The organism is Nocardia brasiliensis NBRC 14402, assembly GCF_000308475.2.
Classification (GTDB): domain Bacteria; phylum Actinomycetota; class Actinomycetes; order Mycobacteriales; family Mycobacteriaceae; genus Nocardia; species Nocardia brasiliensis.
The window spans coordinates 97,232-120,517 of the sequence record NZ_BAFT02000110.1 but is presented as its reverse complement, the minus strand read 5'-3'; the positions used below and the strand labels follow the sequence as shown (position 1 = coordinate 120,517).

Annotated in this window: 14 protein-coding genes; 9 read left to right on the top strand and 5 right to left on the bottom strand. The window is 67.7% G+C overall.

Translation table 11 applies throughout. From position 1 onward, the window contains the following. Positions 1-347 precede the first annotated feature (347 nt). Together TY25_RS36755 and TY25_RS36750 are read right to left on the bottom strand one after the other, a co-directional pair. A complete protein-coding gene (locus TY25_RS36755) occupies positions 348-2,504 on the bottom strand; it encodes a winged helix-turn-helix domain-containing protein (RefSeq protein WP_042264314.1) in 2,157 nt (718 codons plus the stop codon). Positions 2,505-2,548: 44 nt separating this feature from the next. Beyond that, the gene (locus TY25_RS36750) at positions 2,549-4,234 is read right to left on the bottom strand and encodes an MFS transporter (protein ID WP_052383439.1); all 1,686 of its coding nucleotides are present in this window, start codon (positions 4,232-4,234) and stop codon (positions 2,549-2,551) included. A 530-nt stretch (positions 4,235-4,764) separates the two neighbouring features. On the opposite strand from TY25_RS36750, the gene idi reads away from it, so the two are divergent. The 5 genes from idi to TY25_RS36725 all read left to right on the top strand — a co-directional run bounded on the left by idi (position 4,765) and on the right by TY25_RS36725 (position 9,646). Continuing rightward, complete coding sequence (gene idi / locus TY25_RS36745) at positions 4,765-5,388, top strand: isopentenyl-diphosphate Delta-isomerase (RefSeq protein WP_042264313.1); 624 nt, start codon at positions 4,765-4,767, stop codon at positions 5,386-5,388. Beyond that, on the top strand, positions 5,388-6,419 hold the full coding sequence (locus TY25_RS36740; protein WP_052383438.1) for an L-tyrosine/L-tryptophan isonitrile synthase family protein: 1,032 nt from the start codon (positions 5,388-5,390) through the stop codon (positions 6,417-6,419). Before idi ends, TY25_RS36740 begins: the two co-directional genes overlap by 1 nt. After that, positions 6,416-7,225: a TauD/TfdA dioxygenase family protein gene (locus tag TY25_RS36735; RefSeq protein WP_042264311.1), complete on the top strand. Its 810-nt coding sequence runs from the start codon at positions 6,416-6,418 to the stop codon at positions 7,223-7,225. Before TY25_RS36740 ends, TY25_RS36735 begins: the two co-directional genes overlap by 4 nt. A gap of 132 nt (positions 7,226-7,357) precedes the next feature. Continuing rightward, positions 7,358-8,281: a UbiA family prenyltransferase gene (locus TY25_RS36730; RefSeq protein WP_081869343.1), complete on the top strand. Its 924-nt coding sequence runs from the start codon at positions 7,358-7,360 to the stop codon at positions 8,279-8,281. A 21-nt stretch (positions 8,282-8,302) separates the two neighbouring features. Further along, entirely contained in the window at positions 8,303-9,646 is a 1,344-nt protein-coding gene (locus TY25_RS36725) for a cytochrome P450 (RefSeq protein ID WP_052383437.1), read from the top strand. A gap of 68 nt (positions 9,647-9,714) precedes the next feature. On the opposite strand, the gene TY25_RS36720 is transcribed toward TY25_RS36725, so the two are convergent. Next, the gene (locus TY25_RS36720; protein ID WP_063602794.1) at positions 9,715-10,704 is read right to left on the bottom strand and encodes a sigma-70 family RNA polymerase sigma factor; all 990 of its coding nucleotides are present in this window, start codon (positions 10,702-10,704) and stop codon (positions 9,715-9,717) included. Positions 10,705-10,777: 73 nt separating this feature from the next. On the opposite strand from TY25_RS36720, the gene TY25_RS43765 reads away from it, so the two are divergent. Together TY25_RS43765 and TY25_RS43760 are read left to right on the top strand one after the other, a co-directional pair. Next, a complete protein-coding gene (locus tag TY25_RS43765; RefSeq protein WP_146154072.1) occupies positions 10,778-11,242 on the top strand; it encodes a hypothetical protein in 465 nt (154 codons plus the stop codon). After that, positions 11,203-11,871 (top strand): MMPL family transporter, encoded by a 669-nt coding sequence (locus TY25_RS43760; protein WP_042264307.1) that lies wholly within the window; start codon positions 11,203-11,205, stop codon positions 11,869-11,871. Before TY25_RS43765 ends, TY25_RS43760 begins: the two co-directional genes overlap by 40 nt. Before the next feature lies 1 nt (position 11,872). On the opposite strand, the gene TY25_RS36705 is transcribed toward TY25_RS43760, so the two are convergent. Continuing rightward, positions 11,873-13,789 (bottom strand): alpha/beta hydrolase family protein, encoded by a 1,917-nt coding sequence (locus tag TY25_RS36705; RefSeq protein ID WP_042264305.1) that lies wholly within the window; start codon positions 13,787-13,789, stop codon positions 11,873-11,875. A gap of 98 nt (positions 13,790-13,887) precedes the next feature. On the opposite strand from TY25_RS36705, the gene TY25_RS36700 reads away from it, so the two are divergent. Further along, positions 13,888-14,622 (top strand): MerR family transcriptional regulator, encoded by a 735-nt coding sequence (locus tag TY25_RS36700; protein WP_042264303.1) that lies wholly within the window; start codon positions 13,888-13,890, stop codon positions 14,620-14,622. A 103-nt stretch (positions 14,623-14,725) separates the two neighbouring features. Here TY25_RS36700 and TY25_RS36695 read toward each other — a convergent pair whose 3' ends face one another. Continuing rightward, a complete protein-coding gene (locus TY25_RS36695; protein ID WP_052383436.1) occupies positions 14,726-21,436 on the bottom strand; it encodes a non-ribosomal peptide synthetase in 6,711 nt (2,236 codons plus the stop codon). 803 nt (positions 21,437-22,239) lie between these two features. On the opposite strand from TY25_RS36695, the gene TY25_RS36690 reads away from it, so the two are divergent. Further along, positions 22,240-23,271 carry an alpha/beta hydrolase gene (locus TY25_RS36690; RefSeq protein ID WP_172595845.1) on the top strand — a complete coding sequence of 344 codons (1,032 nt, stop codon included), beginning with the start codon at positions 22,240-22,242 and terminating at the stop codon, positions 23,269-23,271. Positions 23,272-23,286 lie beyond the last annotated feature (15 nt).

The following is a 23,286-nucleotide window of genomic DNA, read 5'->3' as shown; positions in this document are numbered from 1 at the left end:
ATTGCTTTGAACCGCGGAGATTCCAGACAGCCCGGAAATTGTTAGACCAACTTGCGAGTGCGGCGTCCGACGCTCATTACTCTACACAGGTGACATAATCTGCATAGCTCCCCTCGTCGCATTTGACAAAGATTTGACATAGCCACACCGCACCATTAGAGGTACCGGGTTTCAGGTCTGACAAAGATCTGACATCGGGACGGTGCGGTGCCGGGACGGGGTACCGGCACCGGGTCCGAGCACACGAAAACGCCCAGGTCAGTGCGGTTCTGACGAGCTGGGCGTTGATCACTCGCGAACGCTAGCGGACAATCCCGCGCCGCGGAACCGGATGGATCGCCAATTAATTACGGATTCTCGCCAATCCACTTGCCCGGGCCGATGATCGTCGCCGTTTTCGCGCCGCGCTGCACCAGTAGTGCGATATGCAGCCGCGAGGGACAGCCGAGCTTGACCATCACCCGGCGCAGATGGTTGACGACCGTCCACTCCGACAATCCGAGCTCGCCGGCGATCATCCGGTTCGTCTTGCCGGTCGCCACCAACTCGGCGATCTCCCGCTGGCGTGGCGTGAGCGTGTAGAGGGCCGAGCGGCCGTGCTCGGAGCACACGGACCGCGCGTAGTCGATCGCCGCCGCCAGGCTCATCGTCGACACGAGCCGCACGGTTTCCGCGAACAGTCGCCGACCCAACCGCTCCGGCCAATCGAAGGTCTCGCCGGCGGTGTCGAGCGCCGGTATGCCGTGATCGGCGCGCAGCCGGGCACCGGCCAGCGCCAAGGTCGCCCCTGCCGCCGTGTACTCGGCACCGCACAGCGCGTAGGCCGCGCCGCAACCCTCGATGGCACAGATCGCTTCGAGCGGGTATCCGTGCACCTGGGGATGCTCGAGCACCTCCCGATAGATCAACAGCGCCCGATCAGCGGTGCAGAGTCTGTTGCTCGCCAAGGCATTACGCACCGCGAGGCCGCCGTCCGCCGGCGCGATCCGCTGAATCCGCTGCCGCAGTTCGGCCCACTCGGCGGTCACCGGCGCGAGCGGGGTGAGCGCGGCGCGGGCGAGCTCGAGCGGATCGGCATCGGTGTCGGCCTGCTCGCCGAACCGCCGCAGCCCCGCCGCCTCGCTCAGTAACGCGACCGCGTGCCGAAACCGGCCCGCGGACAACGCCCACCGGCCGAGCAACCGTACCCCGCGCAACCGTGCCGCGCCGGGTAGGTTCTGGGCCAGACCGGCCGAGAGCCGCCGTTCCACGTCGTCCAGATGGCCGCACCGGATCCATACGTCCTGCAGATCTGCCGCGATGCGCAGGGCTTCGTCCACCCGACCGGCGAGGCACAGTTCGCTGATCGCCGTCAGAAAGTCCCGGGCGTGCACGTCGGCGCAGGCGGGCACGGGCCGAGCGGGATCTATTCCACGGCCGAGGGATTCGGCCAGCCGACACAGCCGATCGAGATGCTCGGCACGCAGCCGTGCCGCGAGCTCCGGGTCGGCCGCCAGACGCCGGCGGCACCAGATCCGCACTGTCGCAGGGAGTTCGTAACGTACGTCGCCCTGCGCATCGAGCCTGCCGTGCAGCAGGCTGCGATTCACCAGCTCGGCCAGGCCGGCGGTGGTCAGCTCGCCGTCCAGGCCACCGAGCAACAGCACCGCGCCACGGTCCACCGCGTCGGTGCACTGCGCCAGCCGCAGCAATAGCTCGAGCAGCACCGGATCGAGGTCGGTCAGGCCCCAGTCGATGGCGGCGCACAATGAGCGGTGCCGCACGGGCGTGTCCACGGACGGCGCGGACACCAGATCGCCGCCCGCCTCGATCCGGCGCAGCGTCTCGGCCGCGCCGACCTGCACGAGGTCGGCGGCCGCCAGCTCGAGGGCCAATGGCACGCCGCCCACCGCGCGCGAAATATCCTCCAGCACAGTCTGTTCGGTAAGCGCGTCGGTCTCGCCGTAGTCGCCGTCGATACTGCTGAGCAGGAGCTGGGCCGCAGGCGAGAAGCCGCCCTGCGCGGTCGGCGTCCCGGCCGGCAGCGCGGACACACACAACACACATTCATTGCGCAGGCCCAGCGGCACGCGGGTGGTCACCACGATCCGCAGCCTCGGCGACCGGTCGAGCAGCTGCGCGATATCGCACGAAATCGCCGCTGCGACAGGGTCACAATTGTCCAGCAGCAGCACAGCCGGACCGGGGGCCAGCGCGCCCGCGATACTCCTGAGCAGTTCGGCAGGCTCGCTCGGGCGGTCCGGCCCCGGTCCGCACAGCTGATCCAATACGCAGGCCAGCGCGACCGGCCGGTCGGCCGCCGACGCGAGATCCACCGGCACGACCCGGTATTCGTGAAGAGCCCCGGCCCGCAGGGCGGCCCGAGCCAGACTGCTCTTCCCGACACCGGCGGTGCCGGTGAGCGCGAGCAAGCGGACCCGTCGATCGGCCAGCAGCCCGGCCAGTTCGGCGAGTTCCTCGGTGCGATGCAGCAACACCGGCGCCCGCCGCGGCGCGTACTTCATCTCGAGCCCCTTGCTCGCGTTCGGGCGGCGCCGCCGCCGTCCCCTCAGAGCTTGGCGGTGCGCGGCAGTGCGAAGAACCCCAGGGATATGAGGATCATGATGCCGATGCCGTAGGCGAGGGTGTAGCGGAAGGTGTGCGCGAAGTTGATCGCGTTGGCGTGCGCCCCCGCGTCGGTCAGCACCCGCGTGACCACCTCGTCGGCCGGCCCGTTCTGCTGACAGCTGTGCGGCACCTCGGACGGGTCCACCTGCGCCGACCGATCCTGTACGCAGGACCGGAAATTCGCGAGGATCTGTTCCTGTGCGGGTGCGGGCAGACCGGCCGCGGTGAGTTCGGTGCGGATCGACGCCGTCGTCTCGTCGACGCCGCGCGCGGAATCGTGGTCCAGCTGATTGAAGAACACGATGCCGACCAGCGCGACACCGAGCGCGATGCCGAGTTGCTGTCCGGTGTTGAGCAGGCCGGAGGCCGCCCCGGCGTCCTCGGTCCGCACCTGGCTGAGCACGAGATCGATGGTCGGCGCCACCACCAGGCCGAAGCCGAGGCCGATCACGAGCAGCGGCGTCATCATGTGCCACGGCGTGGTATCCGGGCCGTAGTGGGCGACGAACCAGCCGTAGAGCCCGAGGCCGAGTCCGGTGACCACGCCGCCCGCGATCAGGACCTTCCGGCCGAAGCGCGGCGCGAGCACCCCGGCCGAGGCGGCCGCCCCGACACCGGTGGCCACCGCGAAGAACAGCGAGGTGAGTCCGGCCCGCATCGGCGACCAGCCCAGGCCCACCTGCATCACCAGCGTCCACACCAGGAAGAACCCGCCGAAACAGATCCAGAACAGCAGCCAGCTCGTCAGGCCGAGCGCGAAAGGCCGCAGCCGGAACAGGCTCAGGTCGATCAGGGGTGAACCGACGGTGACGCGGCGCCTGCGCTCGTACCCGATGAACACCAGCAACGCCGCCACCGAGGCCGCGATCATGGCGAAAGTCCAAGCGGGCCAACCCAATCGGCGTCCCTCGGTGAGCGGGTAGGTGAGCAGCAGGATCGCGGCGACGATCAAGACGACGCCCACCGGGTCCAGCCGCGACGCGGCCGCGGAGCGCGATTCCTTCATCACCAGCGCGCCCGCGATCACCGTCGCGATGCCGAAGGGAATGTTCACCAGGAAGATCGGCCGCCAGCTCAGATCGAACAGATTCCATTCCACCAGCAGCGCGCCGAGCGCGAGCCCGACCGCCGTAGCCGACCCGCACACGCCGCTGTAGACCGCGATCGCCTTGGCCCGTTCCTTGACCGGGAAGGTGATCCGCAGGATGGCGAGGATCTGCGGCACCATCAGACCGGCCGCCGCACCCTGCAGGAAGCGCGAGACGATCAGCGCGGTGGGTCCGGAACTCAGGCCGCACGCCGCGGAGGCCAGCGTGAAGCAGGCCATGCCGATGAGGAAGACGCGCTTGCGCCCGTACAGGTCACCGAGTCGCCCGCCGGTGATGAGCGTCGCCGCGAAGGCGAGCACATAGGCCGCGACAATCCATTCGATCTGCGAATACTGCGCGCGGAGGTCGCCCTGGATACTCGGCACCGCGACATTGACGATCGTGACATCCAGCAAATCCATGAAGCCGGCCGCCAGCACGATCGCGAACGTGATCCAACGGCGCGGATCGACGGTTACCGGGTCGCCATCGGGTGGCGTCGACCGGTCGATATGCGCGTACTCGAGGTCCTGTGCCACGACTCTCCTGATTTCGCTCGAATGAGACGATCGACGACGCCACGCTGACTTTCGTGCCCACCTGATCAACTTGCCGAACGCAACGCAACCTCGCCGTGAACAGACAGAATGCTACAGACCGGGACAGCGATCGCAATGCTCCTTCCGTAGCAGTAACCTGCCATTGGACGCACTGCGTGATCATCGCCCAGCCTTACCGTAACCAGTTGTCGCACAGCATATCTAGACTATCTCGCGGCTATCGACCGGCCATCACCGCAGTCTCGCACGCCGACGAATCCCCACAATCCGCGACATAGTTTGTCAGGTCCGATAGGTTGTTACGTCCGTCACGCGACCGGCTCGGATAATTTGTCAGCTCCGCCTTTGCCGACTCGAGAATATGTCAAATCGATAATTTGTCATCTCGCACCCTGCCGCTTTAGTTGTATGTGATTGCGCCCACCTGGGGGGTGCGGTATCTTCGGTACCGGGAGGTCTCGAAAAGACGTGCAGATAATGCCGTCGATATCATGATATGAGAGTTTTTCATGGAATATGTAATACTGGTCGATGAATCCGGTATTCCGCTCGGGTCAGCGGATAAAGCCTCGATTCACGACCACCAAACGCCGTTGCACCTGGCATTCTCCTGTTATGTATTCGGGCCGCAGGGTCATTTCCTGGTCACTCGCCGCGCCACTACGAAGCGCACCTGGCCGGGCGTCTGGACGAACTCCTGCTGCGGTCACCCGCAGCCCGGCGAGAAGATGGCCGACGCCATGCTGCGCAGGCTGTCCGACGAGCTCGGCCTGACACCTCGGCACTGGGGGATGGCACTGCCGGACTTCCGCTATCGAGCCGTCATGGACGACGGCATCGTCGAGAACGAAATCTGCCCCGTCTTCGTGGCTTTCGTGGACGGCGACCCGGTCCCGAACCCCGCAGAGGTGGACGACTACGCCTGGATCGACTGGTCCGGCTTCAACGCGCTGGTGCGCACCGAGGCGCTGCAGATCTCGCCGTGGAGCCGACTGCAACTGGCCGAGCTGGCCACCCTGCCCGCCGACCCGGCGCAGTGGCCGATGCTGACCTCCGACTTACTGCCGCGGCGATGGCGCGAGCCACTCGGCGTGCCCGCTGCCGCCGCGACCACTTCCGGAAAGGAAGGGTAATGACCACCACTACCGCCGCCGGTGCCCTGCGCGAGACCACCCTCTCGCCCGCCGACCACGCTGTCGCCGAACGGATTCTGCGAATTGTCTTTCGCCGGCGCCGCACCGCCGAACCCGCCGATCCCTGCGCGACGAAGCCGTGCCCCGATTGTTTTGCGCCGCACCTGGAAACGGTCGGCCAGTTCATCGCGGCGAACAAGCCGATCCACTTCGTCATTCCCGCCTTCCCGGCGAAATCGCGCAACCGCCGCAAGACCATCGGGCGGCTGCCGGACCTGGGCGAGCAAATCGCGCTCGAATCCGTACAGGGCTTCTGCGAACAGGTCTCGGCGGTGTACAAGCCCGGTGCGGTAGTGACGGTCTGTTCGGACGGGCACGTGTTCAGCGATGTGCTCGGCATCCCCGACGAGCACATCGACGACTACGGGCACGAACTGATGCGGATGATCCGGTCCATCGGCGGTGGCGCGATCGGCCTGTACGGGCTGCGCGACGCGATGCCGGACCTGTCCTGGGACGAGCGCCGGGCGCGGCTGCTCGCCGAGTACTCCGAGTCCATCGCCGAGATCAGGGAGTCGGTGCGCACCGACCCCGCCGCGCGGCGCATGTTCAACGGCATCCACCGCTTCGTCACCGAGGACGACGCGGTGCTCTACGCCGAGCTCAGTGCCACGCGCAGGCGTAACCAGGCCAAGCAGACCGCCTACGAGGTGGTGCAGCGCAGCCAGGCCTGGAGCCGCCTCGTCGGCGAGGTCTTCCCCGCCGCCGTACGCCTGTCCATCCATCCGCAGGACCACCACAGCAGCAAGATCGGCTTCCACCTGCTGCGCACCGTCGACGGCTGGCTCACCCCGTGGCACGGCGTCGTGCTCGACGACGGTGTTCGCCACGTCCTCGTGAAGCGGGCGCGCGCAGAGGAATTGGGCGGGCGCCTGGTGTGGCGCAACAGCAGGCCGAGTCATTTCGTCATCGACGAACCGGTCGATGACCACACCGCATCAGCACTGGTAATTTCCGGAGGAGAGTTGTGAGCGACCAACTTCAGCAGACCCTGCTCGACGGCACCGACCTGGCGCCGTTCGGGCGCGTGGTGACCGCGCACGCGGGCGGGCGCACGCTGGCCGACGTGCCGATCGATCAGTTGCTGGCGACCACCCTCGCGGCCAAGGTCCTGGTGCTGCGCGGCTTCGACCTGCTCGACAAGACCGACCTGGAGGCCTACTGCATGGCCGCGGGCGAGCTGGTCCAGTGGGAGTTCGGCACCATCCTCGACCTGGTCGTCCAGGAGAACCCGCAGAACTACCTGTTCGACTCGGGGGACGTCCCGTTCCACTGGGACGGCGCCTGGTCGGAACGGGCCCCGCGCTTCTTCCTGTTCCAGTGCGTGCAGGGTTGTGCGCCCGGCGCGGGCGGGGAAACGGTGTTCTGCGATTCGACCCAGGTCTACCGCGAAGCGCCCGAAGAACTGCGCGAGCTGTGGGCCCGCACCTCGGTGACCTACCGCACCGACCGGCTCGCCCACTACGGCGGCACCATGACCCAGCCGCTGCTCGACACCCACCCGACCACCGGTGAGACGACCATCCGCTATGCCGAGCCGCTCGACCCGGCCCGGTACCGGAACCCGTTGTTCCTCACCGTCGAAGGGCTCGGCGCCGACGACGCGGTACGGGTGATGGACGACCTGCGCGACCGGTTGCACGACCCGCGCTACTGCTACGACCACGCCTGGCAGACCGGCGACATCGTGGTCGCCGAGAACCACGCACTGCTGCACGGCCGCAACCGATTCCTCGGCTCGACCGCCCGGCACATGCAGCGGATCCAGATCATCTAGCGCCGCCAGAGCTTCGACGCCAGACAACGACGGCGCTCGCGACGCGGGCGCCGAAGTTCTGCCGTCCGCCGCCGAGCGCCGCGTCGAACCTTGCAACACAACAAGATTGGACTACCAGTCGTGGTAGATGTCATGACACCCGTTAAGTCTGTGCGAGCGTACGGGCGGCTCGCCAATCTCTATTTCCTCGACTACAACCTCGCCTATCCGATGGTGGCGACGTTGCTGCCCGCCGCGGTCGTGCGCGAAGGGCGCACCTGGGCCGCGTTCGGGGTGATCATCGTCGGATACTTCCTGGTGCACTGCGCGCTCATCGCGTTCGACGACATCACCGGCTTCCGGGACGGCAGCGACGCCAAGAACTATCGCGACAACCCGAGCGCCCTGCGGCGCGCGCACTGGAAACCCTTGGTAACCGGGGAACTACGGCTGCCGCAGGCGCTGCGGTTCTCCTGGATCTGCCTGCTGTCCGGGCTGGCCCTGCTCGTGGTGGGGCTGCTCATCGCCCCCTACCATCCGCTGTGGTTGATCGTGCTCGCCGTCGTCGGCGCGTGCATCTCGGTGCAGTACTCCTACGGATTGAAGTTGAGCCACATCGGTTTTCAGGAACTGGTGCTGTTCCTGTTCACGATGCAGCTGGTCTTCGTGCCGTTCTGGGCACTGACCGGCGGTGTCACCACGCGCAGCATGATCGAGGGCGGCCTGTTCGCGTTCTGGCTGATGATGGTGTCCTGGTACTCCAACCTGCGCGATATCGAAACCGATCGCGGCGTCGGCCGGATCAACGTGGCCACCATGACCGGCGAACGCACCTACATCAACCTGCTCGGTGTGCTCGCGGTCGCCGACATCATCGTGGTGTTCGCGCTGATCGCCGTCGACGAGTTGCCGCTCGCCTTCGGCTTGCTGCTGTGCCCGGTGTTCGCGCTGCGGTTCGTCCAGTTCCGGCTCGGCGCGATCAAGCGCAATCCGCTCGTCGGCCGGCTACTCGGTCGCCGGCTGGCCTGGACCGGTGCGGTGTTGATGGCCATCGGCAACCTGTTCCTGGCGAACTGAGCTCGCAGCGAAAGGACACTGATGAACATCTCGAAAACCACACGGCGCAGCAAGATCTGGGTTCGCTGGCTGGTGCTGCACGGTGCGGCGGGCGTCATGCTGCGGATGATGGCGCGCCGCGGCGACCCGTTCGCCACTCTGCTGGTCGGGCCGGGCCGTGGCATCGACCCCTACCCGGACATGGAACGAATCCGCGCCGCCGGCCGGATCGTGCCGACCCCGCTGCTCAACCTCACCGTCGACCTCGAGGTCTGCCGGACCATCATGCGGGACAGTCGATTCGGGGCTACCAAGCCCAGCCACATGAGCATGCCGAAGCCGGTGCGCTGGATGCTGGAGCACACCGGAGGGGACCTGCCCAACCCCACCGATCCGCCCGCGCTGATCGCCCTGGACCCACCGGATCACAGCCGGTTGCGCCGTCCCGTCGTCGCCGCCTTCACCGCCGCCGCCATGCGGGACATGACCGATCGCATCGGCGTGGTGGCCGATCAACTGCTCGACGAGCTGGAACCGCGCTCGCACGCCGACCTGATCGCCGATTTCGCGGCCAAGCTGCCGGTCGCGATCATCGCGCACCTGCTCGGCGTCCCCGAGCAGGATCATCCGAAGCTGCTCGAATGGGGCAACAGCGGGGCGCCGCTGTTCGATATCGGGGTGCGGCACGAGGGCTACCGCACCGGCATCGAGGGCCTCACCGACGCGCAGCAGTACTTCAGCGACCACGTCGACCGGCTGCGAATCCAGCCGGGCCCCAGCATCTTCGGACACGTAGTGGCGACCAGCGGGCTGGCGCAGCACGAACTGATGGCCACCGCATCGATCATCATGGGCGCCGGGTTCGAGACGGCGATGAACATGCTCGGCAGCGGTATCGTGCTGCTGCTGCGCAATCCCGGCCAACTCGCCAAACTCCAGGCAGACCCGGAGCAGTGGGCCAGCGCGGTGGAGGAGATCCTGCGCATCGAAAGCCCCGCACAGATGACCATGCGCACCGCGCACGAGGACGTCGAGGTCGCCGGTCACCGGATCCGTGCGGGCGAGGTGGTGATGCTGCTGCTCGGCGGCGCCAACCGCGATCCCGAACGCTTCACCGAACCGGCGACATTCGATATCGGCCGCGAAAGAGTGCGTGAACACATCGCTTTCGGCCAAGGCATCCACACCTGCCTCGGCGCCCGCCTGGCCCGGCTCGAAGGCACCATCGGCCTGCGCAAGCTGTTCGAACGCTTCCCCGACCTCGCCCTCGACGGCGACCCCGAGCTGCGCGGCCTGGCCGTCCTACGCGGCTACGACCGCGTCCCCGTCCGCCTCCGCTCCCCCTCAACCCACCCAACCCCCCACCTCGCAGTCCCCACCCCCTAACCCCCCGCACCCCCTGGCCGCCCGCGAATTTCGGCATCACCGACCGCGGGCGGCCGACACGTTTCAGATCAAATCGCGTGTGCTGGAGCAGATCTCGCGACGGCAGCCAACGGTCCACTCGGCGTGGGCCAGTTCAGGTGCAACGGCTCCGCGCGATCGAGGGTACGTAGTTTGATCGGGCTGACCACGGAGTAGATGCCGCGGATCGTGTGGGCGTCCGGGTCTACGTCGAGTGCGACCAGGGCGAACGGGGTGTTGTCGCGGGAGAGCAGGATGGCGGGTCCGCCGTTGGCGTGCACCAGGGACGGCGTGAGGTGGTCCAGCAGTAGGACCGCGGCGCCGTCGCGTAGGCGCAGTACCTTGTCGCGTCCGATGATGACGCGCCGGGCGGTCTTGGCGAAACCGCCGCTGTCGGTCCACATCGCGACGTCGGGGGCGAGCAACTCCAGCAGCGCGGTGAGATCGCCGCCCTGCGAGGCGACCAGGAAGCGTGCGGTCACCGCCCGCCGCACCTCGGGGTCGGCCCGATAGCGTCCGCGCCGCCGGCGAATGTGCTGCTGGGCGCGATGACCCACCTGACGGACGGAATCCGGGCTGCGTTCGATGATTTCGGCGATCTCCCGATAGCTGTAGCCGAATGCCTCGTTCAGCACGAAAACCGCGCGTTCCAGCGGTGTCAGCGATTCCAGCACGACCATCATGGCGAACGAGATCGCTTCGGATTGCATCGCGTTCACCTCGCCGTCCACGTCGGTCGGTAACGGCTCCGGCAGCCACAGGCCGGGGTAGGTCTCCCGCTCGCGGCGGGCGCGCTGCAGCCGGGCGAGCGCGTCGTTGACCCCGATCCGCACCAGGTAGGCCCGCACGTTGACGATGTCGGCCCGGCGGGCCGCGGCCCAGGCCAGCCAGGTCTCCTGGACGACGTCCTCCGCCGCGGCCACCGAGCCGAGCAGGTTGTAGCTGACCGCGAAGATCAGGCCCCGGTGCGGTTCGAACTCCGTGGTGGCCTCGTCCAGCGCCGCCGAGACCGTCGCATCGCCCGGTGTGACATGAACCACCCAATCATGATGTCACACTTCCGGTTCGCCAAATCTCCTACAGGTACCTGAACCCTATGACGGGAGGAAAGTCATGTCGGAGCGGCTTTCAGCGCTGATCGTGCGCCGATCGCGAAGCTTTCTGATCCTCGCTGTTGTGCTCGTATTCGCCGGTGGCGCAGCGGGTTCCGCGCTCTACCCGAAGTTGTCGGCGGGTGGCTTCGCGGTGGCGGATTCGGATTCGGCACGCGGTGCGGACCTGCTGCAGTCGGAGTTCGGCCGGCATGCCTCGAATCTGACCCTGCCGGTGTCCAGCCCGGACGGAGTCGACGCTCCCGACGCCGTCCGGGACGGGCAGGCCCTGGCGCAGCGGCTGGCCACCGAACCGGAGGTCGCCGGTGTCAGCTCGTATTGGACCAGCGGGCACGCACCGCAGCTGCGTAGCCGCGACGGTAAGCAGGCGCTGGTCCTGGGAACCATCGCGGGCGACGAAACGGCTGTCGAGAAGAGAAGTGGCGGGTGCTCAAACATCGGCCCGCCGCGGTCGAAACCGATGTGACCGAGGGGTTCTGGCATCGACTGGCCTCGGCCGTCATGCGGCGGCCGATCCCGGTCGCCGTCCTGGTGACCGCGGTCCTGCTGCTGCTCGGCGCACCGGCGCTCGGCATGAAACTGGGTATGCCGGACGAGCGGATCCTGCCGACATCGACGACGGCACGGCAGGTCGCCGACACCATCCGCAGCGACTTCGACACCAGCGGTCAGAACAGCCTGCTGATCGTCGCCCCCGAAGCGAACGCCGATCCGGCGGCTATCACCGAATTCGCCACCCGACTCTCGGAGTTGCCCGCCGTCGCACAGGTGGACACGGCCACCGGCACGTTCGCCGTCGCGGTCGGGCTGGAACGCACCGGCCGGATCGTCACCGCGGCCGCACTGGTCATCTCGGTGGTCTTCCTGGCGTTCACGGTGTCCGGGATATCGCTGTCGAAGGCGTTCGGCATCGGCTTGCCGTTGGCGGTGCTGATGGACGCCACCCTGGTGCGCGGCGCCCTGCTGCCCGCAACGATGCGGCTCTGCGGAAAAGCCGCCTGGTGGGCACCGCCCATCCTGCGCAGAGTATTCGAGCGGACCCGGCTGCACCACGCGGCCGAGCCCGATGTGCCCGTTCGCTCGGCCGCGAGTTAGCTCAAAGTGCTTGTGCTGGAGCAGATCTCGGTTCGTTGGCCGGGTCCTGCCTGCCGTGCAGGTGGTGGGAGAGGAAGCGGTCGACGAGGTGGAACATTTCTATCTCGTTCTCCTGGTTCACGAAGCCGTGGCCTTCGTTGTCCTTGACCAGGTATTCGACCTCGACGCCGCGCTCGCGCAGGGCGGTGACCAGGTTGTCGGACTCGGCCTGGACTACTCGGACGTCGTTGGCGCCCTGGACGACCAGCAGGGGCGTGCGGATTCGGTCCACGTGGGTGATGGGCGAGCGCGCCAGCATGTCGGCCTCCTGGGCCGGGTCGTCCGGATCGCCGACGAACAGGTACCAGTTGTTGGCCATCATCGGGCGGGTGAACGGCGGCATGGTCCGCATGAAGTTCGCGAGGCTCGAAATACCGCAGTAGTCGATGGCGGCGGCGAAGACATCCGGAGTGAAGGTGACACCGACCAGCGCCGCGTAGCCACCGTAGGAACCGCCGAAGATCGCCACCCGCGCCGGATCGGCGTAGCCCTGCGCCACCGCCCAGTCGACGCCGTCGATGAGGTCGTCGTGCATCTTGCCGGCGAACTCACCGATGGCCGCTTTGACATGGGCCTTGCCGTAGCCGGTCGAGCCACGGAAGTTGACCTGCAGCACCGCGTAGCCGCGATTCGCCAGCAGTTGCACGGCCGGGTCGTACCCCCAGGCGTCCCGCGTCCACGGACCGCCGTGCACCAGCAGTACCAGCGGCAATCGGCTGGGCGGCACGCCGACCGGCAGCGTCAGATACGACGGCAGAGCCAGTCCGTCGCGCGCGGTGATGGTCACCGGCGTCATCGGGGCCAGATCCGCGGGGGTCAGGTGTGGGTAAGCGCGGAACAGCAGGCGGCTCTCGCCTGAACCGTGGTCGTAGAAATAGGTGACGCCGGGGTCGCGGTCGTGGGTGAAGGTGACCACCCAGCGCTGACCGCTCAGATCCGAGGACAGGGTGTGCAGGTCGCCGTCGGACAGGCTGGCCAGCTTCGGCAGCACCTCGGCGAACTGCGGGTCCAGCGCATGGATCACCTGTCGTTCGCCGGAGTAGCGGGCCCCGATCAGTTCGCCGGTGCGCCTGCTGACGATGAGCGGCTCGGCGAAAGCGGTGATCCCGGCATCGAGATCGAAGGTGGGATGGCTGTCGACCTCGGTCTCCTGCCCGGTCGCCAGGTCGAGCCGGACCAGGCGGGTCCGGTCGGTGCCGCGGTTGGAACCGAGCCACACCCCCGCGCCGTCGGGCGTGATCTGCAGCGGGTTGATCCCCATCGGATAGTCGGCGCCGTCCCAGACCGCAATGGGGCGCAGCGTCTTCGCGGCGCTGTCCCAGCGGCGCAATTCGACGTCGCCGTCGGCGGTGAGCGCCATCGCGAACAGGTCACCGGCGTGACTGCTCAGCCAGCCGTAGGTGGCGCCCTGACCCTCGGCGAGCAGGGTGAGTTCGCCGGTGCCGAGGTCGAGTGCATAGGCGTCGAACGCCGCCGGCGTCCGCTTGTTCAGCTGCACGATCGCGGTGCCCGGCTTGCCTAGCGGCAACTCGAAACCGAGCAGCCGCACGCCGGGAAACGGCGTCAGGTCGACGGCCGCGGCGTCCACGTTCTCCGGATCGACGCGGTAGAGGTGCCAGTTCTCGTCGCCGTTGTCGTCCTGGAGGTAGAGCAGCCACCGCGAATCGCCGGTCCAGCGGTAGTGGAACACGCTGCGGTTGTCGTCCGCGGTGACACAGCGGGCAGGCTCGGCCCCGTCGAGACGCTGCACCCACACGTTCAAGCGGTGCTGCCATGGTGCGAGGTAGGCGATGCGCGTGCCGTCCGGCGAGATCGTCGCCGCGGCGCGCGCCGGTGAACCGAACAGTTCCTCGACGGGGATGACTGCTGGTAATGCCATGACTGTCCTTTCGCTCGGTACTCCGCTGCCAGCAGACACCGTGCCGTTGCGGCACACTCAAGCCGAATGTGCGCGAGGACACGGAGGAGGGACAGCCCATGGCGTGGAGCACCAGTCAGCTCGCCGAGCTGGCAGGCACCACTTTGCGAGCGGTCCGGCACTACCACGAGGTCGGGTTGCTCGCCGAGCCCGAACGCCGCGCCAACGGCTACAAGAGCTACGGCGTGGCTCACCTGGTGCGGCTGCTACGCATCAAACGCCTGACCGAACTCGGGTTCTCACTGGCCCAGATCGCCGCCATGGGCGCGGCCGACGTCCCGCCGGAACAAGCGCTGCGCACCTTGGACGCCGAGCTGGCCGCGAACATCGAACGCCTGCAACGGGTCCGGACCGAACTCGCCACCACCATGGCGCAGGGCACGCCGACCGATCTCCCGCCCGCGCTGGCCGCCGCCTCCGCCCACATCGAACTCTCCGAAGCCGACCGCGCTTTCATCGTGGTGCTGTCGCGAGTGCTCGGCCCCGCGGGCATCGAAACCTACATCGAACTGTTCCGGGACTATCACACCGAACCCGAAGCCCTCGAATTCGATCGACTCCCCGCCGACGCCGACGACCACACCAAACAGCACCTCGCCGAACGCACCGTCCCCCGGATCCGCGCCCTGGTCGCCGCTCACCCAGGCCTACTCTCCAGCACCGACGACGCACCCCGCGGCCGCCGCTTCGCCGCCGAAGCCATCGAGACAGCCATCGATGACCTGTACAACCCTGCGCAACTCGACGTTCTCGCCCGGGTGAGTCGACTACTCGAGCGCACCGCTGCGGACTAGACGGCGAATTGTCATACTCCGGCAGCCGATCACCCGTAGACGAACGATCCCGAAGCGACACCGAAACTGCCGCAAAGATCTATGCGCACGTCAGCAAGGACCGCTACTTCGCACGGGCGGGGAAGAATCCGGTGCGGAGGAAGGCGGTGATGTAGGTGTCCAGGGCGTGGTCGTCGATGGGGTGGCAGGTGATCGCGCTGCCGGCGAGGGCGCGGGCGGTGTTGGTGGCGTCGATGACCAGGTCGGGTGGGGTGGTGGCGAAATTGCCGCCGAGCAGGGCGGCGCGGACCAGGGAGTCGTCGCCGGTCTGGAAGCGGGTGTGTGCTTGTTCGGCGAGGCGGCGGCGGACGTCGTCGAATGTCGCTGTCTCGATGGGTAATCCGTGGCGACGCAGACAGTCGAAGAGGGTGCGGATCGGCACCGGCTCCTCGTTCACCAGATGGTAGGCGGTGGCGGTGGCGGGGCTGAGCGAGATTTCGACGATGGCCCGCGCCACGTAGGTCACCGGCACCAGCGCGATGCTCGCCGCGCCGACGTCGGGGGCGACACCGAGGATCACCGCCGCGCGGATCATGTTCCAGAACGAGTCATCGGGGCTGTTGATGCCGACCTGAAGGTCCCCGGACACCAATCCCGGGCGATAGACCCGCGCGGGTACACCGCGCTCGGCGGCTTGCAGGATCAATTGCTCGGCAGCCCATTTGGACGAGATGTATCCCTGTCCCGGTAGCTCGTCCGCCGCGAGCCGGGTGTGCTCGTACACGGATGCCCCGGGCGCGGCCGAGATCACGGTGTTGACGGTCGAGACGAAGTGCACGGGTTTGAGCCGGCGAGTGGTGGCCAGCCGCAACACTTCCCGGGTCCCTTCGACATTGGCGGCACGCAACCGCGAATAGTGCTCGAGGTGATTGACGCGGGCACCGTTGTGGTAGATGACGTCGATCCGGTCGGCGAGCCAAGCATGTTCGGTGTCGGACAGGCCGAACGCAGGTTGCGCGAGATCGCCTGGTACCGGGACGATCCGGGTCCCCAACGCGTCGTCCCACAGCTGGTACCGCTGCAAAGCCTCCTCGATGCGCGCGCGGCCCGCCCGGGCATTCTCGGCGCGCACCAGACACCACACCACAGCGTCGGTGCGGTCCAGCAGTTCGCGCAACAGGTACGCGCCGACGAACCCGGTCGCTCCGGTCAGCAGCACGTCGCGGGCGCCACCGCGGTGACTCGGAGGGAGACCGTCGACCGAGATGTCCGGCCCGAGCACCGCATCGGCGGCGACCACGGCCGGGTCGTGCAGCGCGCCTTCCTGACCCGCGATGCGCGCGGCGAGCGCACGCACGGTGGACGCGCCGAACACCGCCGCGACCGGCAACTCGATGCCGCGCGCCGCCAGTACGTGTTGCAGGGTGAGTGTGCGCAGCGAGGTGCCGCCGCGCGCGAAGAAGTCGTCGTCGGCGCCGACCTGCTCGAGCTCCAGCACCTCCGCGAAGACCGCCGCCACGATCTCCTCGGTCGGCGTGGCCGGCGCACGGCCCGTCGCGACACCGAAACTGGGTGCGGGCAATGCTTTTCGGTCGAGCTTGCCAGCCGGGGTCAACGGGATCTCGTCCAGCACGACGATCGCGGCGGGCACCATGTGCCGCGGCAGGATGCGCTCGGCAGCCGCGCGAAGCCGGTCCGGGTCGAGCGCGCGTCCCGGCTCCGCCCGCACGTAGCCGACCAGAACCATCTCTCCCGTGGGCGTCTCGTGTCCGACGGTAACCGCGAACCCGACGTCGTCGTGTGCGCCGAGCACCGCGTCGATTTCACCGAGTTCGATCCGGAACCCACGGATCTTCACCTGAAAATCGGAGCGCCCCAGGTACTTCAGTTCCCAGGTCGACTGCCCGTCGGCCGGCGCACACCAGCGCACCAGATCCCCGGTACGGAACATCCGCTCCCCCGGTGCACCCCAGGGGTTGGCGACGAACCGGTGCGCCGTGAGCGTGGCGCGGTCATGGTAACCACGAGCCAAAGTAGCCCCTGCTAAATACAATTCGCCCGTAACCCCCGGCGGCACCGGATGTAGCCGAGCGTCCAGCACCACCGCGGTCACCCCGCGCACCGGTGTGCCGATGGTGACCTCGCGCCCGGCGTGCTGGGCGCCGAAGGTGGCGGCGATGGTGACCTCGGTCGGACCGTAGGCGTTGACGTAGCGGCGGCCGGGCTCCCACTTCGCCACCAGATCGGACGGGGTGACATCGCCGCCCACCAGGAACGTACGGGTCGGCACCTCGGCCGGGTCGACGGTGCTGAGCACCGCCGGGGTGACGCTGCAATGCGTCACCCGCTCGTCCCGCAGCACCGCGGCGAACTCGGGGCCGCCGAGCACGGCGGGCGGCAGCACCACCAGGGTCGCCCCGACCGACAACGCGCACAGCCACTCCAACGCGGCCGGGTCGAAACTCGGCGAAATCGAATGCAGCAGGACATGTTCCGAACCAATACCCAATATGCCCACGGCATGCTCGACCACCCCGGCCAGCCCCGCGTGCGTCACCACGACCCCCTTCGGCACACCTGTCGACCCGGAGGTGTAGATCAGATATGCCGGATTGTGCAGGCGCAGTGGCGTTCTCCGATCGATATCGGTGACCGGCGCTGCCGAGCGGCGCGCGCAGAGCGCGGCGACGTCGGGATGATCGAGTTCGAGCCAGACCACCTCGTCCGGCAACCGCTCCAGCTGTTCGGTGGTGGTGACACCCAGTACCGCCGCCGAGTCGATCACCATGTGGCGCACCCGATCCACCGGATACGCCGGGTCGACCGGAACGTAGGCGCCGCCGGCCTTGCCCACCGCCAGCGCCGCGGCGAGCATCGCGTACCCGCGCGGCAACGCCACGACGACGAGTCGCTCCGGACCCACGCCATGATCGATCAGCACGCGGGCCAACCGCGAAGAATGCTCGTCGAGTTCGCCGTAGCTGATCGAGCGGCCGGCCGCACGGACCGCGATGCGGTCGCGCCCGTACACCATGCCCCGCAGCAGCAGCTCCGGCATCAGCACCCCCGGCGGCATCGTCGCGGGGTGGTGCCGGGTGAGCGCGGCGTACTCGTCGGCCGCGAGCAGCGGCAGATCCCCCACCGGCCGGCGCGGCTGGGCGACGATCGCCGCGAGCAACCGTGCGAACCACTCGGCGGCGTGCCGAATCGTGGCTTCGTCGAACAGGTCCCGAGCGTAGGAGAACCGGCCCGCCAGCCCCGCGTCGGTCTCTCCGATCACCAGGGACAGATCACATTTCTCGATATCGTTCTCGAAATCGACCGCGGCGACCGACAGCCCGGGTAGCTCGAAGGCCGCCGCCGGGAGGTTCTGGAACGCCAAACCGACCTGGAACAAGGGATTCCGCGCGGTCGAGCGGTCCGGCTCGAGCAGTTCGACCAGTCGCTCGAACGGAATATCGGCGTGCGCGAACGCCTGCAGGTCGCTGTCGCGGACCCGCGCGAGGAATTCCTCGAAGCTCTCCTGAGCGCGCACTTGCGTGCGCAGGACCAGCGTGTTGACGAACATGCCGATGAGATCGTCGAGTTCGGGTTCGCCCCGTCCCGCCACCGCCGTGCCGACGGCGACATCGTCGGTACCCGACCACCGGGACAGCAAGACCGCGAAAGCGGCGTGCACCACCATGAACAGCGTCGCGTTGTGGTCGCGGGACAGGTCCGTCAGTCCGCGATACACCGCGCCGTCGATCGAAAAGGCTACGTGCCCACCGGCGAACGAGCGCGTCGCGGGCCGCGGTCGATCGAACGGCAGGTCGAGTTCGTCGGGCGCACCGGCCAGCGCGGCGCGCCAGAACCGCGCCTGGCCGGTGAGCAAGCTGTCCGGATCGGTTTCGGCACCGAGCGTCGCCCGCTGCCAAACACTGAAATCGGCGTACTGCACGGGCAGCGGCGCCCACTCGGGCGCGACGCCGGTCGAGCGAGCCGCGTAGGCCACCATCACATCTCGGGTCAACGGCAGCATCGACCACCCGTCGCTGCAGATGTGATGCGCTACGAGCACCAGTACGTGCTCGGTGACCGCGGCAGCCCCGGCGTCGATCCGGAACAGCTCGACTCGCAACGGAACCTGCACTGCCACATCGAATCCGGTGGTAGCCACCGCGACGATCCGGGGCAGCACCGCGGCCGCATCGATCGTTTCCACAGCGAGATCGATCGCCGCCTGGGCCGGATCCAGGATCGACTGGTAGGCAACGCCGTCGGACTGCGGGTAGTAGGTGCGCAGCGTCTCGTGCCGCGCGATCACATCACCGACCGCAAGGCGCAACGCGACCGGGTCGAGTTCGCCGGTGAGCCGCACTGCGACCGGGATGTTGTAGACCGCCGAGGCTGGGTCGAACTGATTGATGAACCACATGCGCTGCTGCGCCATCGAGAGCGGGATGTGCTCCGGGCGCGGTCCGGCCACGAGCGGGCGGCGCGCCCCCGTGCCCAGGTGTCTGCCGACCTCGACGGCCAGCTCTGCGACCGTGGGCGCGTGGAAGAGCAGCCGCGCGGGCACGCGCGCATCCAGGGCCGCGCCGAGCCGGGCCGCGGCCTGCGCGGCCAGCAGCGAGTTGCCGCCGAGCGCGAAGAAGTTGTCGTCCAAGCCGATTCGGACATCACCGAGGATTGCGGCGAACACCTCGGCGACGGTCCGTTCGAGGGGCTGGGTCGGCGCACGGAATACCGCGGTATCGATCACCGGCGCGGGCAACGCCTTACGGTCCAGTTTGCCGTGCGTGGTCAGCGGCAGTGCGTCGATGCGGACGATCGCCGAAGGAACCATATGCTCTGGCAACAGCTTGGCCGCCGCGGCGCGCACCGCCGCGGGCTCCACCTGTCCGACCAGGTACGCGACGATCCGCCGAGCACCCGGGGTGTCCTCGCGGACCACCACAGCCGCCTGCCGCACCGACGCCACAGCCAGCAGCGCGGTCTCGATCTCGCCGAGTTCGATGCGGAACCCGCGCACCTTCACCTGGTCGTCGGCGCGGCCGAGGTAGACGAGCTTGCCGTCGGCCTGCCGGACGGCCAGATCACCGGACCGGTAGAGACGGGAACCATTGGGAGCGAACGGATTCGCCACGAACCGGCCCGCGGTCAGACCCGCGCGGCCGAGGTAGCCTCGCGCCAGCTGCACGCCTGCGACATAGATCTCCCCCGGCACGCCCGCGGGGACCGGACGCATCCGGTCGTCGAGCACCAGAAGTCGCAAACCGGGGATGGCGGCGCCGATTACGCTGCGCTCACCGATGGCAACGGAATGAAAGGTGGTATGCACCGTGGTCTCGGTGATGCCGTACATATTCACCAGACGGACGCCGGGACCGTACCGGTTCTGCCACGCGTCCACGCGCCGGAAATCGAGTGCTTCGCCGCCGAATACGATGTACCGCAAAGACAATGGCGCCTGGACCGCGTCGTCCGACGACGCCACGCGGTCCGCCTCGGCGAGCTGATAAAACGCCGACGGCGTCTGGTTCAGCACGGTAACTCGCTCCGAACGCAGCAATTCCAGGAATTGGTCAGGGACGCGGGAGGTTTCGTAGTCCACGACCACCAATCTGCCGCCGTGCAGCAACGGCCCCCACAGCTCCCAGACCGCGAAGTCGAAGGCGTACGAGTGGCACATCGTCCACACGTCGCGCTGATCGAAGCCGAACTGCGCCCTGGTGTTCGCGAACAAGGCGAGCACGTTGCGATGCGGGACCTGCACGCCTTTGGGCTGTCCCGTGGATCCGGAGGTGTAGATCACGTACGCGAGGTTCCCCGGACGCAAGGCCAGCACACGCTCGTCGTCATCGATCGGCGCGCCGTTGAGGTCGACCACCCGGCCCACATCGATCGTGGGTGTCGTGCCGGGCAGCGTGATTCCGGCCCGGGTCAGCACGCACGCCGGTGCGGCGTCGGCCAGCAGATAGGCGATCCGATCGGCCGGATAGGCCGGATCGATCGGCAGATAGCCGCCCCCCGCCTTGATGATCGCCAGCAGTGCGACCACCAGATCCACCGAGCGCGGCAGCGCCACCGCCACCACGTGCTCCGGGCCGATCCCGCGCGCGATCAGCCTGCGCGCCAACCTGTTCGACCGCACGTCGAGCTCGCGATAGGTCAGTGCCGCGGGACCGCAGGTCACCGCGGTGGCGTCCGGGAACGCCCGGACCACCTCGTCGAACGAGGTGGCCAGCGTTTTGTCCGGGCTCGGATACGCGGTGCGCGGGAAGACGGTGCCGAAGAAGACGCCGAGTTGACCCGGCACCTGTCCGCGCTCCAGGAGCGGCCTGATCGCCGCCACCTCGGCCTGCGTCACGGGCGCGACTTCGCTGCCCGCAGCGCACGATCCGGACAGATAGGCGATGTCCGCACCTTTCACGGGGCGTAGCCGATCCGCGTAAGTCACCGGCTCACTGGACAACTGGGCGAGTTCGCGCCGCACACCGGGATCGTCGACCACCAGCCATTCCAGCCCGGACGGCGTATTCGCGACGGTCGCTACCGCCGTACAGCCGATGACCGGCCCCGCGGCCGTCACCAACCGCTCCCGCCGCTCGGACTCGTGCGGGTCGAGCACGAGGAAGCCCGCGCCGGTCTTCGCCACCGCCCACAGCACGAGCACCGCCTCGACCGAGGATTCGATCGCGACCGCGACCAGATCCCCGGGGCCTATCCCCCGCCCGATCAGCAGGCGCGCCAAGCGCGACGACAGATCGTCCAGTTCCCGATAGCGCAGCGCGGTGCCGTCGAACGCGACCGCGGTCCCGTCCGGATCGGCTTCCACCGCAACCGCCAGCAATCGCGGCAGCGTGGCGCCCCCGGATCGCGGCGCCCGCGCCCGTCGCGCACGACCCGGTTCCCGCGTCGGCCCAGCCGCTACGGACGCGCTATCCCGCACTTCGGTCTCCCCTGCACATTTCTTCGTCCAGCCGCTTGCTCAGCGGCTGCTGTCGCGATTGGTCGCTTGACCAGTTCGCGACATGTCAGATTTCCCTACGAACGACGCCACGGACGCCGATCGCTCGCCGGATTTTTATCATGAACCGCACCTTCCCACTCCCGATCGAGGTTTTCATTTGAAAGTTGCTGTCAGATAGCTTCCATCCGAGGCTACCGCGCGGTCGGTATCGAAAGGTTGCCGCATGGGTGACCTAGGGCTTGCGTCGAGTACAGGCGGTTAACAATGAGAATCGATAATCTGAACACAAAACCGGATTCCCCTTTGCCCGTCGTTTGCGGCACAAGCGAACTCACGCCGATCGGTGACCCATGCCACATATGCGATAGGGGCATTATTAGGGGTTCATGAGATTTATTTGCAAGACGAGTCGGAACCGTCTCCGAAGGCAGCGCCGAGACGAACATCCTAACTCTTTACTCGAAATAATGAGCAGCAGCTTCATTCGATGTAGCCGGCATAAATGAGATGAATTCGACGAGGCGGCCCGCAGCGTGCCGGAAGCGGATGGAGCACCGGGAGCGGGCTGCCCGCGTAGCCGAACAACGCTGCCGTGTAACAGTTTTCCCGTAAGGACAGACATAACCGGTCGGGTAACCGTGGGTCCGCTCGGCGCACCGCAAGCAGAGGGAGTACGCAAACAGATGCATGTTCGACTGAAGAGACGATCGTCGCGGGCCGGGGTCGCGGTGCGTACCACCGTCGTGGCACTCGCGGCGATGCTGTCGGTGAGCCTGCTCGGTGGGACCGCCTCGGCCGAACCGCAGCGGCCCTCGGCCATCACCACCCTCACGAAAGACGGGCGGCTGTGGCACCTGAAGGTGTACTCGGCGGCGATGGACACCGAGGTCGCGATCGATGTGCAGCGCCCGGCGGACGAGTCGGTGCCCGCGCCGAACCTCTACATGCTCAACGGCCTCGACGGCGGCGAGGGCACGGCCAGCTGGCAGGCCCAGACCAAGGCGCTGGAATGGCTGGCCGACAAGCCGGTCAACGTGATCCAGCCGATCGGCGGCCGCGCGAGCTACTACACCGACTGGCGGCAGCGCGACCCGGTGCTGGGGCTCAACAAGTGGCGGACGTTCTTCACCGAGGAACTGCCGCCGCTGCTGGACAAGGCCTTGCAGTCCACCGGTCGCAACGCGTTGACCGGCCTGTCGACCTCCGGCACCTCGGTGTTGCAGCTGGCCGAGGCCAAGCCGGGTCTCTGGAAAGCGGTCGCCGCCTACAGCGGGTGCGCGCAGATGGCCGATCCCGCTGGGCGGCAGTTCGTCAAGTTCGCGGTCGAGACCTGGTCCGGCGGTAGCACCGACAACATGTACGGCCCCGCCGACAGTCCGCTGTGGGCCGCGAACGATCCGGTGCTCAATGCCGAAAAGCTGCGCGGCACACTGCTTTACATCTCCAGTGGTAGCGGCATCCCGGTGCTGGAGGACGTCAACTACTACCTCGGCAAGGCGCCGGGCCCGACGGGTGCGGTGAACCTCGGCCTCGGGGTGATCATCGAGGCCGCCGTCAACGGGTGCACGGCAAATCTGAAGAACCGCCTGGACTCGCTGCAGATCCCGGCCATCTACCAGTTCAATCCGGTCGGCACGCACTACTGGCCGTATTGGGAAGAGGCCCTGCACAATTCCTGGCCACTGCTGGCCGAGGGCATGGGTCTGCCGCACTGACCGCTTCGAGTAAGC